This window comes from Campylobacter sp. 2014D-0216 (assembly GCF_014931215.1).
Taxonomy (GTDB): domain Bacteria; phylum Campylobacterota; class Campylobacteria; order Campylobacterales; family Campylobacteraceae; genus Campylobacter_D.
In genome coordinates this window covers 1,382,304-1,398,613 of sequence record NZ_CP063089.1, presented here as the reverse complement: position 1 = coordinate 1,398,613, position 16,310 = coordinate 1,382,304, and the positions used below count along the sequence as shown (strand labels likewise).

At 32.9% G+C, this 16,310-nt stretch carries 13 protein-coding genes; 6 read left to right on the top strand and 7 right to left on the bottom strand.

Annotated elements, in window-relative coordinates; translation table 11 throughout:
• Positions 1-4 precede the first annotated feature (4 nt).
• Entirely contained in the window at positions 5-1,081 is a 1,077-nt protein-coding gene (gene serC, locus A0083_RS07020; protein WP_197553038.1) for a phosphoserine transaminase, read from the top strand.
• Between the two features lie 65 nt (positions 1,082-1,146).
• Here the strand turns inward: serC and kcuS are convergent, their stop codons facing one another.
• The 3 genes from kcuS to A0083_RS07005 form a co-directional block, all read right to left on the bottom strand.
• Positions 1,147-1,338: a KCU-star family selenoprotein gene (gene kcuS / locus A0083_RS07015; protein ID WP_143297922.1), complete on the bottom strand. Its 192-nt coding sequence runs from the start codon at positions 1,336-1,338 to the stop codon at positions 1,147-1,149.
• Positions 1,335-3,446: a carbon starvation CstA family protein gene (locus A0083_RS07010; RefSeq protein ID WP_197553036.1), complete on the bottom strand. Its 2,112-nt coding sequence runs from the start codon at positions 3,444-3,446 to the stop codon at positions 1,335-1,337. The genes kcuS and A0083_RS07010 overlap by 4 nt, the downstream gene beginning before the upstream one ends.
• 140 nt (positions 3,447-3,586) lie before the next feature.
• The gene (locus A0083_RS07005; RefSeq protein ID WP_120760023.1) at positions 3,587-4,300 is read right to left on the bottom strand and encodes a DUF4198 domain-containing protein; all 714 of its coding nucleotides are present in this window, start codon (positions 4,298-4,300) and stop codon (positions 3,587-3,589) included.
• Between the two features lie 154 nt (positions 4,301-4,454).
• On the opposite strand from A0083_RS07005, the gene uvrA reads away from it, so the two are divergent.
• On the top strand, positions 4,455-7,271 hold the full coding sequence (gene uvrA / locus A0083_RS07000; RefSeq protein ID WP_197553034.1) for an excinuclease ABC subunit UvrA: 2,817 nt from the start codon (positions 4,455-4,457) through the stop codon (positions 7,269-7,271).
• Positions 7,272-7,304: 33 nt separating this feature from the next.
• Here uvrA and A0083_RS06995 read toward each other — a convergent pair whose 3' ends face one another.
• Both A0083_RS06995 and A0083_RS06990 read right to left on the bottom strand, forming a co-directional pair.
• Positions 7,305-8,891, bottom strand: a complete 1,587-nt coding sequence (locus tag A0083_RS06995; RefSeq protein WP_197553032.1) for a disulfide bond formation protein B — start codon at positions 8,889-8,891, stop codon at positions 7,305-7,307.
• A gap of 10 nt (positions 8,892-8,901) precedes the next feature.
• Positions 8,902-9,069 carry a hypothetical protein gene (locus A0083_RS06990; protein ID WP_172586665.1) on the bottom strand — a complete coding sequence of 56 codons (168 nt, stop codon included), beginning with the start codon at positions 9,067-9,069 and terminating at the stop codon, positions 8,902-8,904.
• 178 nt (positions 9,070-9,247) lie between these two features.
• Here A0083_RS06990 and A0083_RS06985 point away from each other — a divergent pair, with 178 nt between their 5' ends.
• Positions 9,248-9,691, top strand: coding sequence for a YqaA family protein (locus tag A0083_RS06985; protein WP_197553030.1), 444 nt, complete (start codon positions 9,248-9,250; stop codon positions 9,689-9,691).
• On the opposite strand, the gene A0083_RS06980 is transcribed toward A0083_RS06985, so the two are convergent.
• Positions 9,647-10,651: a nucleoside hydrolase gene (locus A0083_RS06980; protein ID WP_197554659.1), complete on the bottom strand. Its 1,005-nt coding sequence runs from the start codon at positions 10,649-10,651 to the stop codon at positions 9,647-9,649. The genes A0083_RS06985 and A0083_RS06980 overlap by 45 nt on opposite strands.
• Complete coding sequence (locus A0083_RS06975) at positions 10,651-12,006, bottom strand: MFS transporter (RefSeq protein WP_197554657.1); 1,356 nt, start codon at positions 12,004-12,006, stop codon at positions 10,651-10,653. Before A0083_RS06975 ends, A0083_RS06980 begins: the two co-directional genes overlap by 1 nt.
• Positions 12,007-12,135: 129 nt before the next feature.
• On the opposite strand from A0083_RS06975, the gene polA reads away from it, so the two are divergent.
• From polA to motB, 3 genes are read left to right on the top strand one after another with little or no spacing between them, the layout of a single operon-like run.
• Positions 12,136-14,775 carry a DNA polymerase I gene (gene polA, locus A0083_RS06970; RefSeq protein WP_197553028.1) on the top strand — a complete coding sequence of 880 codons (2,640 nt, stop codon included), beginning with the start codon at positions 12,136-12,138 and terminating at the stop codon, positions 14,773-14,775.
• A 12-nt stretch (positions 14,776-14,787) separates the two neighbouring features.
• On the top strand, positions 14,788-15,561 hold the full coding sequence (motA, locus tag A0083_RS06965) for a flagellar motor stator protein MotA (protein ID WP_197553026.1): 774 nt from the start codon (positions 14,788-14,790) through the stop codon (positions 15,559-15,561).
• Between the two features lie 10 nt (positions 15,562-15,571).
• Positions 15,572-16,306 carry a flagellar motor protein MotB gene (gene motB, locus A0083_RS06960; RefSeq protein ID WP_120760012.1) on the top strand — a complete coding sequence of 245 codons (735 nt, stop codon included), beginning with the start codon at positions 15,572-15,574 and terminating at the stop codon, positions 16,304-16,306.
• Positions 16,307-16,310: the final 4 nt, after the last annotated feature.

Genomic DNA, 16,310 nt, shown 5'->3' with positions numbered 1-16,310 from the left:
AAAAATGAGAGTGATGAATTTTAGCGCAGGCCCTTCTAATCTACCCGATGAGGTGTTAAAAGAGGCTAGGGAACATTTGTATGATTACCATGGCAAAGGATTTTCTATTATGGAGGTCTCTCACCGTGGTAAGGTTTTTGAGCAAGTGCATTTTGATGCGATTAAAATGGCTAAAGAGCTTTATGGTGTAAGTGATGATTATGAAGTGCTTTTGATGCAAGGTGGAGCTAGTTTACAGTTTGCTATGATTCCTATGAATTTATATATGGGTGGAGTATGTGAATTTGCTAATACGGGAGTGTGGACTAAAAAAGCTATCAAGGAAGCTGAAATTTTAGGAGTGAATGTTAAAATTGTTGCAAATAGTCAAGAAAGTGAATTTGATCATATTCCTCAGTTTCAATTTAGCGATAATGCAGACTATGCTTATATTTGCTCAAATAATACTATCTATGGAACCCAATACAAAAGCTATCCAAAAACCCAAAGCCCTTTGATTATTGATGCTTCTAGTGATTTTTTCTCTAAAAAGATAGACTTTTCCAATATTGCTATGCTTTTTGGTGGGGTGCAAAAAAATGCGGGTATTTCAGGTCTTGCTTGTGCATTTATCCGCAAAGATATGATAGAGCGTAGCAAAAGTAAAAACATACCTAGTATGTTAAAATACAGTGTTTATGCTGAAAATGATTCTTTATTTAATACACCTGCAACTTTTGCTATATATATGTTTAATCTTGAAATGAAATGGCTTTTAAGTCAAGGTGGTTTAGACAAAATTAATGAGCAAAATATACAAAAAGCTAAACTTTTGTATGATGTGATTGATAGTAGCGAGGGTTTTTACCAAGGACATGCTAAAAAAGAAGATAGATCTTTGATGAATGTTAGCTTTAATATTATTCGTGATAGAAATTTAGAGCCAGTTTTTGTAAAAGAGGCTGAAGAAAATGGTATGATTGGTCTTAAAGGACATAAAATTTTAGGTGGAATTCGTGCGAGTATTTATAATTCAATTAGTCTTGAAAAAGTTGAAAGATTAAGTGAATTTATGAAAGCTTTTGCAAAAAAATATGCTTAGATTTTTGGTGGTTTTCACCAAAAATCATTGTTTGTATTAGTAAAACTTTACTCTTTTTGTATTTATCAGCATTTTCCTAGTGCGTTATTGTATTTTTTTTCAAGAAAATCTTTGAAAAATTCTTTTCTTGTTTTACAAGGCATGTTGGGGTGATTTTCTTTCATGTGTTCAAGATATTTATCATAGCTTGCCACCCCAACCAAAGGATGAAAAAATCTTTCAGATTTTTCATACCAGGTTTTGAGTTTTTTGATCACATTTTCTCCTTTTTTAGTGCGATATAAGGACTTTCTTTTAAAGGAATATTGATGATTTTTAAGAAAATTCCAATACAAGAGAGTATCACAAGCAAAGTAGTGATCATGAAAAATACGCATAATATCGCGTTGATTAGATTTGAATTTTTAGCTTGAGAGGCTGATTTGATATCTTTCTTGATTTGTTCTATGGTTGCTTCATCTTTGGTTTGAGTTAGTTTTAAATTTAAATTTAAATCTTGTATTTTTTGATTATTTATTTGTACAGCTGCTACATGGCTTATAGCATTATGAATAGAGTCACCTTCTTTATAAGGTAGAATTTTTTGAATACCTCCATAAAGAGTGGCGATTAAAACAAAAGTTGCAGGTATAAGAGTGATCCAAGTATATTTAGCTTTGTTCATTTTAAATAAAATCACACTTGCTAAAAGTAAAGCCATGCCTGCAAGCATTTGGTTGCTTACCCCAAAAAGCGGCCATAGAGAGTAAATTCCACCTTTTGGATCTATCGCTCCTTGGTAAAGAAAATAACCCCATCCACCAACACTTAAAGCCGTTGCGAAAATCCCTGCAAAAGTACTATTGAGGTTTCCTAGAGGTTTATAAACATTGCCTAAGATATCTTGTGCCATAAATCTACATGCTCTTGTACCAGCATCAACAGCAGTCAAGATAAACAAAGCTTCAAATAAAATGGCAAAGTGATACCAAAATCCCATTAAGTTTACCCCGCCAAAAAGCTCATGTAAAATTAGTGCAACTCCTACGGCAAAAGTTGGTGCCCCACCGGTTCTTGAGAGTATGCTTTGTTCGCCTATATTGGCAGTAAGAGTGCTGATTTCTTCAGGATTTATTGTAAAACCCCAGCTAGAAATGGTAGCAGCGGCATTTACAACATCTACACCTATGGTAGCAGCAGGCGCATTTATAGCAAAATAAAGTCCAGGGTGTAAAATACAAGCACAAATTAATGCCATGATTGCCACGGCACTTTCCATAAGCATAGAGCCATAGCCAACAGCTAGTGCATGAGTTTCATTTTCAAGCATTTTAGGAGTTGTTCCGCTAGATATTAAAGCATGAAAACCGCTAATTGCTCCACATGCAATAGTGATAAATAAAAATGGAAATATCGCTCCAGCAAATACAGGCCCACTGCCATCTAGGTATTGGTGGTTGATTTTTGGCATTTGCAAATCAGGCGCGACAAATACTATGGCTAAAGCCATTACCACAATAACACCAATTTTTAAAAAAGTGGATAAATAATCTCTGGGAGCAAGCAAAAACCAAACAGGTAAAATCGCAGCAATAAAACCATAAGCCATCATGATAAGTGCTAGAGTTGGCGCATCAAAAGTAAAAATTTTCGCCCAATAAGGATCAGCAGCAATTTCACTACCATAATGAATAGCAAGTATAAGTAGTATAAAACCTATAATAGAAGCCTCGCCAACTCTACCAGGTCTTAAAAATCTCATGTAAATTCCCATAAATATAGCAATAGGAATAGTCATTGCAATGGTAAATAAACCCCAAGGAGATTCGGCTAAGGCTTTGACAACTACCATAGCTAAAATCGCAATGATAATCAGCATGATTCCAAAAATAGCGATCATAGCCACTGCGCCGATGAAATTTCCTAATTCATCTTTGATCATTTCTCCTAAAGATTTTCCATTGCGTCGTGTGGATATAAATAAAACTACAAAATCATGAACCGCACCAGCTAAAACCCCGCCTATTAAGATCCAAAGCATGGAAGGTAAATAGCCCATTTGTGTAGCTAGTATAGGTCCTACCAAAGGTCCAGCTCCAGCAATAGCAGCAAAATGATGTCCAAAAAGAACAATTTTGTTAGTCGGGACAAAATCACATCCATCGTTTTTTACAACCGCAGGTGTTGCCCTGTTTTGATCTAGTTGTAACACTTTATATGCAATATATCTGCCATAAAATCTATATCCTATGATATAAATACACAAAGCAGCAATTACAAGATAAATAGCCGAAATGCTCTCGCCATTTTGCAGTGCTAGTATGCCAAAACATACAGCACCAATAATAGCAACAAAAAACCATAATATTTTGTTGGTAAAATTCATTTGTATCCTTTGTGTTTTTGGTTTTTTTAGTGTATCGTAGAATGAGGTTTAATTATGATGTAAAATAAATAAAAATTTAATATATTACAAAATGTAACATGGTTTTAGTCAATATCAAAATATGACATTGACTAAGAAAGTTATTTAGAATGGAAACTAAGCGTTGTTGTGAGTTGTAAAGTATCTCCATATCGATCTAAATGATAAGGCAGTTTAACATTTGCTGCGATGATTTGTAGGCCATCTTTGGGCTGAGTTAGCGTAAGGGTGGCTATGCCTTTAGCGTTGGTAGTGATATGATCAATATCGTCATTTTGATCTTCAAATTCAACCCCTTGAATAGGTTTTCCATCTAGTAATACTTGTACTTTTAGTTTATCTCCTTGGTGTAGCACTAAAGGATTTTGCAAAGGAATGATTTCAAGTTTTAAACCTAAAGGTTTTTTGGAGCCATCATCCCAAGCAAAAATACTTTTGCCCATTTTGTAAATTTTTCTTGTTTGTGTGATTTCATTTGCACCTGCAACATCAGTTAGTTCAGATCTTTTTTGTGCATAGTGTTTTCCATCTTTTGTAAATGTGTAATATCCAAAATCATAATTCATGCTTGCTACAGAAGCTTTTCCATCTATGAATATGGTATTGTTTGTATAGTCATAACCTGCTTTTAAGGCTTTGCCATGAGAGTCTTTTGCGCTAATCCCAAATACTCTATCAACTTGATATTGTCCCCAATGATCATCAGCCCAAAATCCTACTTTGTATCCATTGTCAGTTTGCATGGGAAAAAATTGGTGCGCTAGGGCAGAACTTGCTACAAAAAAGCCTAAGAGTGCAATTTTTGAAAATTTCATTATGTATCCTTTAAAATAATTTTGATAATCATTATATATATAATTTTTTATATTTAACTTAAGTGAGTTTTATTTTTGCTTGAAGAAAAAGAAAATATTTTAACGGTTCTTATGTTAAAATCTTAAATTTATTTTTGAATATTTAGGAAAAGTGATGAATGATACTATTAATATAATTGGAGCAAAAGAAAATAATCTTAAAAATATCAACTTAGAAATTCCTAAAAATAAACTTATTGTATTTACAGGATTAAGCGGTAGTGGTAAATCGACTTTGGCTTTTGGTACGCTATATGCAGAAGGTCAACGCCGTTATATTGAGAGTTTAAGTGCTTATGCAAGACAGTTTTTAGATAAAGTAGGCAAGCCAAATGTTGATAAAATAGAAGGCCTAACTCCTGCTATTGCCATTGATCAAAAAACAACTTCTAAAAATCCTCGTTCTACTGTTGGGACTATTACTGAAATTTATGACTATTTAAGACTTTTATATGCAAGAGTAGGGGTGCAACATTGTCACCAATGTGGACAAAAAATTTCATCTATGAGTGCAGCAGATATTGTGGGAGAAATTTTAAAACTTCCAAAGGGAGCAAAGATCATCATTTATGCACCATTGATTAAAGAAAAAAAAGGGACTTTTGCAGATCTTTTAGAAAATTTAGTCGCAAAAGGCTATGTTAGAGCGCAAATTGATGGAGTTTTGACACGCCTTGATGAAGATATTGAGCTTGCTAAAACTAAAAAACATACGATAAAGCTTGTGATAGATAGGCTTGAAGTACAAGATGATATGCTAGCAAGACTTGCAAGTGATATAGAAAAAGGACTTAGCGAGAGTTTTGGTGAAGTAGAAATTGAAGTTTTAAATAATGAAGAATTAAGCATACCTAAACATTTTCATTATAGTGAACATAATGCTTGTTTTGATTGCAAAATTTCCTTTCCTTTGCTTGAGCCTTTGAGTTTTTCTTTTAATTCTCCCAAAGGTGCGTGTCCAAGTTGTGATGGTCTTGGTATAAGATATACATTGGATATGAAAAAGCTTATCAATGAAGAATTAAGCTTAGAAGCAGGGGCTGTAAAGCTATTATACGGGTTTAATAAAAGTTATTATTATAAGTTTTTAATGGCTTTTTGTGAGCAAAATGATATCAGGGTAAAAATTCCATATAATGAGTTAAGTGAAGAGGAAAAGCGTTTAGTACTTTATGGTAATGCAAAAGAAATTAACTTTTTATGGAAAAGACATCGTTTAAGCCGTAAATTTGAAGGTGCGGTTAAATATGCTTATGAAATGTTAAAAGATGAAAAAGATCTTAGTGAGTATATGAGTGAAAAAATCTGTAAAGATTGCAATGGTCATCGTTTAAGAGCTGAAAGTTTGGCTGTGAAAGTAGCGGATAAAAATTTAGGTGAAATTTTAGATATGAGTATAGAAAATACCACTACTTTTTTTTCAAAAGAAGCTAACTTTGCGTATTTAAGCGAACAAGAAAGATTGATAGCTAAGCCTATTTTTAAAGAGATTAATGAAAGGTTATTTTTTCTTTATGATGTGGGACTTGGGTACTTATCTTTAGGGCGTGATGCAAGAACCATTAGCGGAGGCGAGGCGCAAAGAATTCGTATAGCATCTCAAATTGGTAGTGGCTTGAGTGGGGTGATGTATGTTTTAGATGAACCAAGCATAGGTTTACATGAGCGAGATACTGCAAAACTTATAAAAACCCTAAGAAATCTTCAACAAAAGGGTAATACTCTAATCGTGGTTGAACATGACAAAATGACCATAGAAGAGGCAGATTTTATCGTAGATATTGGTCCAAATGCTGGTAAATTTGGTGGTGAGGTTGTATTTAGTGGAACTTATAAAGAATTGCTCAAAAGTAAAAGTCAAACCGCACTTTATATGAGTGGTAAAAAACAAATTGCTCATCAAAAAAACAGAGAGCAAAAAGACTTTATTAGTTTAAAAGATGTGAGTATTAATAATATTCAAAATTTAAGCGTAGATTTTCCACTACATAATCTTGTGGCAATTACAGGGGTTTCAGGAAGTGGTAAAAGTTCGCTGATTTTACAAACCTTGCTTCCATTTGCAAAAGAAGAATTAAACCGTGCTAAAAAAGTTAAAAAACTAAGTGGAGCTAAAATAGAAGGACTAGAAAAACTTGATAAGGTAATTTATCTTGATCAAAGTCCTATAGGAAGAACCCCACGTTCAAATCCTGCTACTTATACAGGCGCTATGGATGAAATTCGTAATCTTTTTGCAGCTACCAAAGAAGCTAAAATGCGAGGTTATAAAGCAGGGCGTTTTTCTTTTAATGTTAAAGGCGGGAGATGTGAAAAGTGTAGTGGTGATGGAGAGATTAAAATAGAAATGCACTTTTTACCTGATGTAATGGTAACTTGTGATGTGTGTAATGGCAAAAGATATAATGATGCAACATTAGAGATCAAATACAAAGGCAAAAGCATAGCTGATGTTTTAAATATGAGTATTATTGAAGCAAGTGAATTTTTTACTTCAGTACCAAAGATAAAACAAAAGCTTGATACTTTGGTAAAAGTTGGACTTGATTATCTAACTTTGGGGCAAAATGCGACTACTTTAAGTGGTGGGGAGGCTCAGCGTATTAAGCTAGCCAAAGAGTTAAGCAGAAGTGATACAGGAAAAACTCTTTATATTTTAGATGAGCCTACAACGGGGCTTCATTTTGAAGATGTTAATAAGCTCATTGTGGTTTTGCAACATTTAGTTGATCTTGGAAATAGTGTGTTTGTGATAGAACATAATTTAGATGTGATTAAAAATGCTGATTATATCATCGATATGGGGCCTGAAGGTGGAGTTAAAGGCGGTAAGGTTATAGCTAAAGGTAGTGTAGAAGAGCTTGCTAAAAATCATAAAAAAAGTGGATCTTATACGGGGTATTATTTAGACTTAGAGCTTACTAAGAATTGAAAGATTTTAATTTCCTGTCAAAAGACAGGAAATTTATAGAGGATTTTTGTAAATTTTAATCACATCTTTTTGATCGTTGGTGCGATCTAAAATATATATAGTATCATTTTTAACGGCTAGAGATTTTGGATTGTCAAGATTTTTAATTTCATAAGCATCGATGATTTTTGCATTATGATAATCAATAACAAGCAGCGTGCTATAGCGTAAGCTAAGTGCCAGCATTTTGTCTTGACTGATGTCTGCACCTACTATATAATAATCATGGATATCGCGTCCTTTTTTGAGTTTTAAATTTTCTCCAACGCCAAGTATCTTTTCTCCACTGAGTAAGTAATCTTTTGTGCTTGTATAAGATAAAATAAGTTTTTTGCTAAATTGATTAGGAACAGTGATAAGATACATAAAGTCACCATCGCTAGCATAAGAATGCACATAGTTTTGTTTGGATCGAATGGTTAATATGTATTTTCTAGAAGGCTCATACCATTCTCCTTTCTTTTTGGTGAAAAATGCTGGAGAAATACCTTTGCTAGTTTCTTTAAAGGCTTGCCACTCTAACATCTCATCAATAGGAGCATTTGTTTTTTCCGTGCCTGTGAAAGTTTTATTTGCTGCACCAATGATAAATTTATTGCCTATGAAAGTAGCATCAACGATATATCTCATATCATTACCATTGGTTTTATCAAATAAAACAAAACCCGTTGAGGTGTTAAAATCTTTAGTGTAGGATACTGCCATTTCATTGCTTACAAGCGCAAATTCATCGTTATTTTTATTATAAGCTATGGCATTGATATGTTTAAAGCGATTTAATTCCGGTATTAAAATTTCTTGAACCTTGATCAAATCAATACTTTTTGAAATTTCAAAAGCACCCAAAGAAGCATTTCTTTCAAATTCTAGCTTTTTTGGTTCGCTTAAATCTTTGATGAAAACTTCTTCAGGGATATTTTTCCCCAAAAGACTAAATTTGGTAAGTCTACTCCAAACATCTGTAGTCCAAGTTTTAGTCATGATATTCATATCAAATGTTAAACGATCGGGGTTGGATTTTCCTGTATAGGGTGGTAAACCATTGATGATCAAAGCTTGGAAGGCATTAGAGCAAACAACAAGAAATGATATAACAATAACAACTTTTGCATAAGTGTTTAATGGCTTAATTTTGATTTCTTTATCTGCAAGATCTCTCATCATAGAGCTATTTTTTCTTATAAAAAGTAAAGCAAATCCCATTACCACTATAACACACCAGTATACAACTACAGCCCAAGTATAAGTATGCGCTCCGACTAATTTATCTCCTAAGCCTATGCCAATATCTCTTTGCCACCAGCTAGCTGTGTGGCGAATTCCCATGTAAATTCCATAACTAGCAAATAAAAATACACAAACAATATACTTCATTTGCGGACCATAGCGTAACATAAGCATTCCAAGAACACCAATAACTATCATTCCAATGCGTTCAAACCAACAAAGTGTGCAAGGAGATTCGTTGTGAATATAACCCAAATAAATATTTGCAAAGCCTACAGGTATAGCTAAAATAAGTAAAACAGCACTTGCCATAAAAAAATAAAAATACTGATCGTTTTTGTTTAAACTATCCATGATCTATCCTTTACCAATTTCCACTTGGGATAATAGAATCAAAACTTGCCACCAAATACATGAAGTAATTTAACAAAGCACCGCACAAAAATACACCAAAAATGAGTTTTTCTTTTTCTGGTTTGATGAGTATTAGCAAGATTGAAATTGCTAATAAAACTAGTATAGTAAATTCCAAAACCAACTCCTTTTGTATTAAGTTTAAAATTTTTATAATTTAATATCATAATTTATATATTCTTAAATTTATATTATTATTTTATTTATAATTTTCATTTGTATAAAATACTATGTAACACTTTGATAATATTTAAATACTACAATATGCAAAAATTTATCATAGTGGAAAGTTTGTAGTGTTTGATTTTTTATATAATGACATAAGCTATATAGGGCTTTTTATAGTATGTTTTCTCTCTAGTACACTTTTGCCTATGGCAAGTGAGGCTTTTGTGCTTGCCCTTGTGAAATTAGATTTTAACATTTGTATGATTTTATTTGTTGCAAGTTTGGGAAATACTTTGGGTAGCTTGAGTACTTATGCGTTAGCTTATTTTGGAAAGAGCCAAATTTTAGAAAAATATTTTAAAAGTTCTTTGCAGAAATTAGAAAAAATCAATGCAAACTTTAAAAAATTTGGCTCTTTGTATGCTTTTTTTACTTTTTTACCTATAGTAGGGGATCTTTTCGCGCTAGGGCTTGGATTTGCTAAGTATTCTTTTTTTAAAGCAAGTATTTTTATAGCCTTGGGTAAATTAAGTCGTTATGCTTTTGTAATTTTCATAGCAAATTCCATTTGAAAGCCTTGATTTTAAAAGATTTAAAAGTCTAGTATTATCAATATCTTTTAAAACTTTTATGGTGTTTTTTAATTCATGATTTTTTATTGGCATTTTAGCATCTTTTAAACATCTTATCGTGCTTCCTCTAGCAAAAGTACTATCACAAATGACATCTACTAAATACTCATCAAAATTTGCTAAATCGGGATCAAGCATATAAGCAATAGTCAGTGCATCATGTATCCATGTGCCATTTGTACCTCTTGTTTTGCTTGCATAGTCAATCCAAATTCTTAAAGTCTGTACTAAAAAATCACAAAGAGGATTTTGGTTTTCTAAAGCATTTAAATCTTCATGTGTGAGCATAGTTTGCATTGTTGCATTATAAGGAACAAGTGTGATCTTAGCTCTTGAGTTTAAAACTATACTAGCAGCTTCGGGATCAAAGCCAAAATTTGTATCTTTGATATGATAAGGCATATCAAAACTTCCACCCATGATAAAAATTTCTTTCACATTTTTATCAAAATCTTTAAAAAGTTTCATCGCTATGGCTATATTTGTTAAAGGTCCTATAGCGCAAATTGAAATTTCACCTGGATTTTGCATAATAAGCTCACCCATTTTCATGCAAGCATTTGGATTTATGTTTTCTAAGATGTTTATAGGTTTTATATGATCCCAAAGATGAGTAAGTTTAAACTCTTCTACGCTTTTATCTAGTCTTTGTCTCCAAAAATGACTATCTTCGCACAAGGCCTCATGGACACCCAAATACAAGGGTATGTCTAGATTAAGCTTGTCTAATAAATCTTTAGCAACACTATAAGCGGTTAAAGCCTGCACATTACCGCTTAAAGTGCTAATCATTTCAAGTTTGATTTCTTTGGAGGCTAAAATAAGTCCAAGGGCTAAACCATCATCGGTATTAGCTCCTGCTATGCCATTGCCTATATCAGTGTCTAAAATAAGGCGTATCATATCGCATCTTCTATTAAATTTAAATCCCTGCCTCTAGTTTCTGGTGCAAAGAAAGTTGTGATAAAACCAATTCCTGCGGTGATAACAAAATACAAGGCTATTGGCCACCAAGTACCATAATAAGCAAGCAAAGCTGATGCTATCATAGGAGCAGTTCCTCCCGAAAGTATAGAGCCAAATTCTTTTGCTAGTGCCATTTTAGTATAGCGATTTTTTGCTCCAAAAAGCTCCACACCCCACGCAGCTTGCACACCAAAAATCCCTAAAGATGCCAAAGACATACCTACGATAATAGTTAAAATCACAATAATTTCATTTTTACTGTCAAGTAGCATAAAAGCAGGGAAAGCATAAAGCATTAAAAGTAAGCAAAATGTTCTATAAGTAATACGTCTTCCATATTTATCACTTAAATATCCTGCTAAAGGTATAACTAAAAATCCCACTAAAGAAGCGATAACAACAGCAGTTGTGGCTACTGATTTATCAAGAAGTAAAATTTTAGTTACATAGCCTACTATAAAGCCTTGTGCAAGATAAGATGGTCCATTTTCTCCTATCCTTATACCCACCATAGTCCAAAATGCACGACTTTTTTGCCAAAAACTTCTTTCATCTTTTTTCATATGTGCTTCATTTTCATGACGAATTTTTAACATTAATTCTTTTTGTTTTTCAAAAACAGGAGTTTCTTTTACATTTAAACGCATATAAACAGCAAAAAGTGCTATGAAAATACTTCCTATAAAAGGAATTCTCCATCCCCATTCTTTAAAACTAGCATCATCTATACTTGTAACTAAAAGCCACACAAAAGCTGCAAGCAAGGTTCCGCTATTTGATCCAAGAGCGATAATAGAAGAGATTAAACCTCTATGTTTACTAGGAGCATACTCTCCAAGCATGACAGTTCCACCTGAAAGCTCAGCACCTGCACCAAAGCCTTGCATAAAACGCAAAATAACCAAACATATAGGAGCCCAAATTCCAATTACTGCATAGCTTGGTATAAAGCCAATTAAAGTAGTTGAAATACCCATTAATGCAACAGTACTCATTAATACATTTTTTCTTCCATACTTATCACCTAAGTATCCAAAAAACAAAGCCCCAATAGGTCTAGCAATAAAACCTATACCATAAGTAACAAAACTAAGCAATAATGCTATAACAGGGGTTTGTTCAGGAAAGAAAACTTCTGAAAAAATAGTAGCTGCAGCTAAACCATAAAGTGCGAAATCTGCATACTCCATGGCAGTTCCTAGCCAACATGAAAACACAGCTTTTTTAAAAGCTTTTTTTCCTTGTGGAGTTTGAAAATTTTCATCTGCGATTGATTTTGTTTGCAAGATTAAACCTTTGTTTTGATTTTAAAAGTGATAATTTTATCTAAAATGCCTAAAATGGAAATTTAATATTTTTTACCGACTTTTAAATAAATTTGGGCGATAATTATTATTAATTTTAATTATAGGAAAAAAATGAAAACATTAACAATAATTGATACTTTTGGCTTTTTCTTTAGACTTTTTTACGCTTTAAAGGGTTTAAAAAATTCAAAAGGCGAGCCTAGTAACATGATTAGTGGTTTTGCGAATTTTGTTTACAGCTTAAAAAGTGAGCATCCAAGCGATATGATCATCTTTGCTCTTGATAGCAAAGGAAAAACTTTTAGAAGTGAAATTGATCCAAATTATAAAATCAACCGCACACCCCCTCCGCCTGACTTGCTTGCTCAAATTCCAATTTGTATTCAGATGATAGAAAAAATGGGCTTTTCAAGTTTTTCTTGTGAAGGCTATGAAGCTGATGATATTATTGCTTCTTTGGTTAAAGAGTGCAAAGACAAGGATATCTTTATCAGAATTATCACCCAAGATAAAGATTTGTATCAGCTTATAAAAGATGGCAAAGTTAGCATTTATAGTCCTATTTCAAAAAACGATTATAACGAAGCAGGATGTTTGGAAAAATACGGAGTAAAGCCTAGTCAGATAAGAGATTTTCTCGCACTTTGCGGCGATAGCTCAGATAATATCCCAGGGGTTAAAGGAATTGGTGCTAAGGGGGCTAAAAATTTACTTGATGAGTTTGAAAGCATTGAAGGAATTTATGAAAATTTAACATTGGTGCGCAATGAAAGAAGTCGTAATTTATTGCTTGAAGGCAAAGAAAATGCTTTTTTGAGTAAAAAACTTGCTTCATTGTATGAAGACTTAGATGTGAAAAATATGCTTTTAAAATGTGAGTATCCAAAAGATGAACCTTTGCTTAAGATCATGGATATTTTAGAGCATTATGAGTTAAATGCTTTATTGAAAAAATTACGCACCAATCCAGAGCATAAAGATAAAAATTTAGGATTTAATGCAAGATTAATTTTAGATGAGAAAGAATTATTTGAAATTTTAGAAAAAATTGATGAACAAAGCATAATCGCTTTTGATACAGAAACAACAGGTTTAAATACCAAAGAAGCTAAGATAGTAGGGTTTAGTTTTTGTTTTCATGAAAGTGAAGCCTTTTATGTGCCACTTGCACATGATTATTTAGGAGTTTGTAAGCAAATTTCTATGCAAGTAGCTAAAAAGGGTATAGAAAAAATATATCAAAGCACGGTTATAGGCCATAATCTTAAATATGACTTTGAAATCATAAAAAACAATTTCAACTTGCTTCCTCCAAAAAAATACGCTGATACCATGATACTTGCATGGCTTAAAGAACCAAGTTTGCGGGTAAATATGGATGATTTGGCAAAAAGATTGTTTGACTATGAGACTTTGCATTTTGAAGATTTAGTAAAAAAAGGAGAAAGCTTTGCAGGGGTTGATGTAGAAAAAGCTTGCAAATACGCTGCTGAAGATGCTTATATTACTTTAAGATTTTATTTATACTTTTTACATAATTTAGAGCAATCTTTGTTTGAACTTGCACAAAAAAGTGAGTTTGAATTTATCAAGGTGCTTATTATGATGGAAAATAACGGCATCAAACTTGATATTCAAAAGCTTGAAAGCTTGATGCAAAGTTTTAATCAAGATATTAAAATGTTAAGCGAAAAAATATATGACTTAGCAGGTGAAAAATTTAATATTAACTCTCCTAAACAAGTAGGAGATATTTTATTTGAAAAATTAAAATTGCCAAGTGGTAAAAAAAGCAAAACAGGGTATTCTACTGATGAGAAAGTTTTAAATACTATCTTAGATGAGCATCCGATCGTGAAAGAAATTTTGGCATATAGAGAGCTTGCAAAGCTTGTTTCTACTTACTGTGAACCTTTGTTGAAATTAGCTAAAAAAGATGAAAATTCAAGGATATACTCAAGCTTTTTGCAAACAGGTACAGCTACAGGACGTCTTTCATCTAAAGATCCAAATTTGCAAAATATTCCTGCGCATGGTCAGTATGCAAAAGATTATAAATCATGTTTTGTAGCAAAAGAGGGTTTTAGCTTTATTTCACTAGATTATTCTCAAATTGAACTGAGAATGTTGGCACATTTTAGTGAAGATGAGAAATTACTTGAAGCGTTTTTAAATGATGAAGATATCCATGCAAAAACTGCGATTATGATTTTTGGACATAGTGATTATGAGACAAGAAGTATTGCTAAGAGTATTAATTTTGGTTTAATTTATGGCATGGGTTATAAGACTTTGAGTCAAAATTTAAAAATAGAAGCAAAATTAGCCAAAGAATATATTGAAAAATATTTTGAAAATTTTACTAGCATTAAGATGTATTTTGAAAAAGTAAAAAACGAAGCCAAGCAAAACGGCTTCATAAAGACTTTGCTTGGGCGTAAGCGTTATTTTGACTTTGAAAATGCAAAGCCGATGTATGTTGCAATGTATGAAAGAGAGAGTATTAACTCTACACTTCAAGGTTCTGCTGCCGATATAATAAAACTAGCAATGATAGAAATTGCAAAAGATTTAGATGAAAATAAGCGTTTGATTTTACAAATTCATGATGAACTTGTTTTTGAAGTCAAAGATGAACTTTGCGAGGAATTTGCGAAAAAGGCTAGTGATATTATGGAAAATATTGTAAAATTAAAAGTTAAATTAAAAACTTCATCAAGTATTGCCAAAAATTGGGGCGCATTAAAATAAGGAGAATAACTAATGGATCTTTCAACCATACTTGGGATGGTATTAGCTGTTGTTAGTATTTCTGTAGGGGATATATTAGAGGGTGGTAACCTTTTGCATGTTTTGCACTTAAGTTCATTTTTGATCGTGATACCAACGGCGGCTTTTTGTGCGATGACAGCTACCCATAAGAAATTTGTTAAAGCAGCTTATAAAGAATTAAAACTTGCATTTAAAGGAACTGGTGTTAATTTAAGCCAAAGGATAGCTGAACTTGTAGAATACTCTATTATAGCAAGAAGAGATGGGCTTTTAGCTTTGGAGTCAAAAACCAACGAAATTGACAATGAATTCTTAAAAGAAACAATGATGATGATGGTTGATGGCAAAAGCGTAGAAGAAATCAAAGAAAGCATGGAAATTCAAATCGAAGAGATGGAAGAGTACTACAAAGAGTGTGCTGAGTATTGGATCCGTTTTGGTGAAACATGTCCTACAATGGGTCTTGTTGGTGCGGTTATGGGGCTTATGCTTGCGTTGAAGCTTTTAGATGATCCACAAGCTATGGCTGCGGGTATTGCGGGTGCATTTACCGCAACGGTAACGGGGATCTTTGGTGCTTATGCTTTATTTGGTCCTTGGGGACATAAGATCAAAGCAAATGCGCATGATTTAATTAAAGAAAGAATTGTTATCTCTCATGCTATTGTAAGTATCGCAGAGGGAGCAAATCCTAGAGATTTAGAGGCTAAATTGTTTAACTACCTTGGACAAGGTGAGCCTAGAATTTCTCAATTTGACAAATAAGAGTTAAAAAATGGGTAAAAAACACAAGTGTCCAGAGTGTCCAGCAGGAGAAAAATGGGCAGTGCCTTATGCAGACTTTTTGAGTTTGCTTTTGGCGCTTTTTATTGCCCTTTGGGCGATTTCTGAAAGCAACCCTGCAAAAACTGAAGCTTTAAAAACGGAATTTGTAAAAATCTTTGAATTTACCGCTTCAAGTCCTTTGGAAAAAGAAAGCGAAGTGCACAATAAATACAGTGCGCCTTCCAATGCAAATGTTGAAGAGCTTGAAAAGCTTAAAAAGTTGAGTATTACTCAGCAAGAAAACATCGAAAAGCTCAAAGCAGCATTAGATCAAAGAGAAAATAATATTGTTTTAAATTTACCTGCAAGAGTTGAATTTGCTAGAGGTAGTACGGATATTGATTCAGCTGATGTGCAAGATTTTTTAAAGCGTATTAGTGAAGTTTTAAAAAGAATGCCCGCGCAAGCACAAATAGAGCTTAGAGGTTATACTGATGCAAGCGATAAGGATCCAAAAAGAAATTTTGAATTAGCAAGCAAAAGATCTCAGGTTGTGGCTGATTATTTAATCGCTAAAGATATTAACCCAGCTCAGTTGATTATGGTAAGTTTTGGCGATAACTATCCTCTCACAAATAATAGCGAAGATGAAATGAATAATAGGGTAGAGTTTTATATCCGAGTAGAATCATCAGATAATCAAACCAGAAAATCAGTATTAGATCAAATTGGTGCTTTTAAATAACAAA

Coding starts and splice junctions, on each gene's coding strand:
- polA (WP_197553028.1), top strand. CDS start 12,136: ATGAAAACATTAACAATAATTGATACTTTTGGCTTTTTCTTTAGACTT.
- serC (WP_197553038.1), top strand. CDS start 5: ATGAGAGTGATGAATTTTAGCGCAGGCCCTTCTAATCTACCCGATGAG.
- uvrA (WP_197553034.1), top strand. CDS start 4,455: ATGAATGATACTATTAATATAATTGGAGCAAAAGAAAATAATCTTAAA.
- A0083_RS07005 (WP_120760023.1), bottom strand. CDS start 4,300: ATGAAATTTTCAAAAATTGCACTCTTAGGCTTTTTTGTAGCAAGTTCT.
- A0083_RS07010 (WP_197553036.1), bottom strand. CDS start 3,446: ATGAATTTTACCAACAAAATATTATGGTTTTTTGTTGCTATTATTGGT.
- motB (WP_120760012.1), top strand. CDS start 15,572: ATGGGTAAAAAACACAAGTGTCCAGAGTGTCCAGCAGGAGAAAAATGG.
- A0083_RS06995 (WP_197553032.1), bottom strand. CDS start 8,891: ATGGATAGTTTAAACAAAAACGATCAGTATTTTTATTTTTTTATGGCA.
- motA (WP_197553026.1), top strand. CDS start 14,788: ATGGATCTTTCAACCATACTTGGGATGGTATTAGCTGTTGTTAGTATT.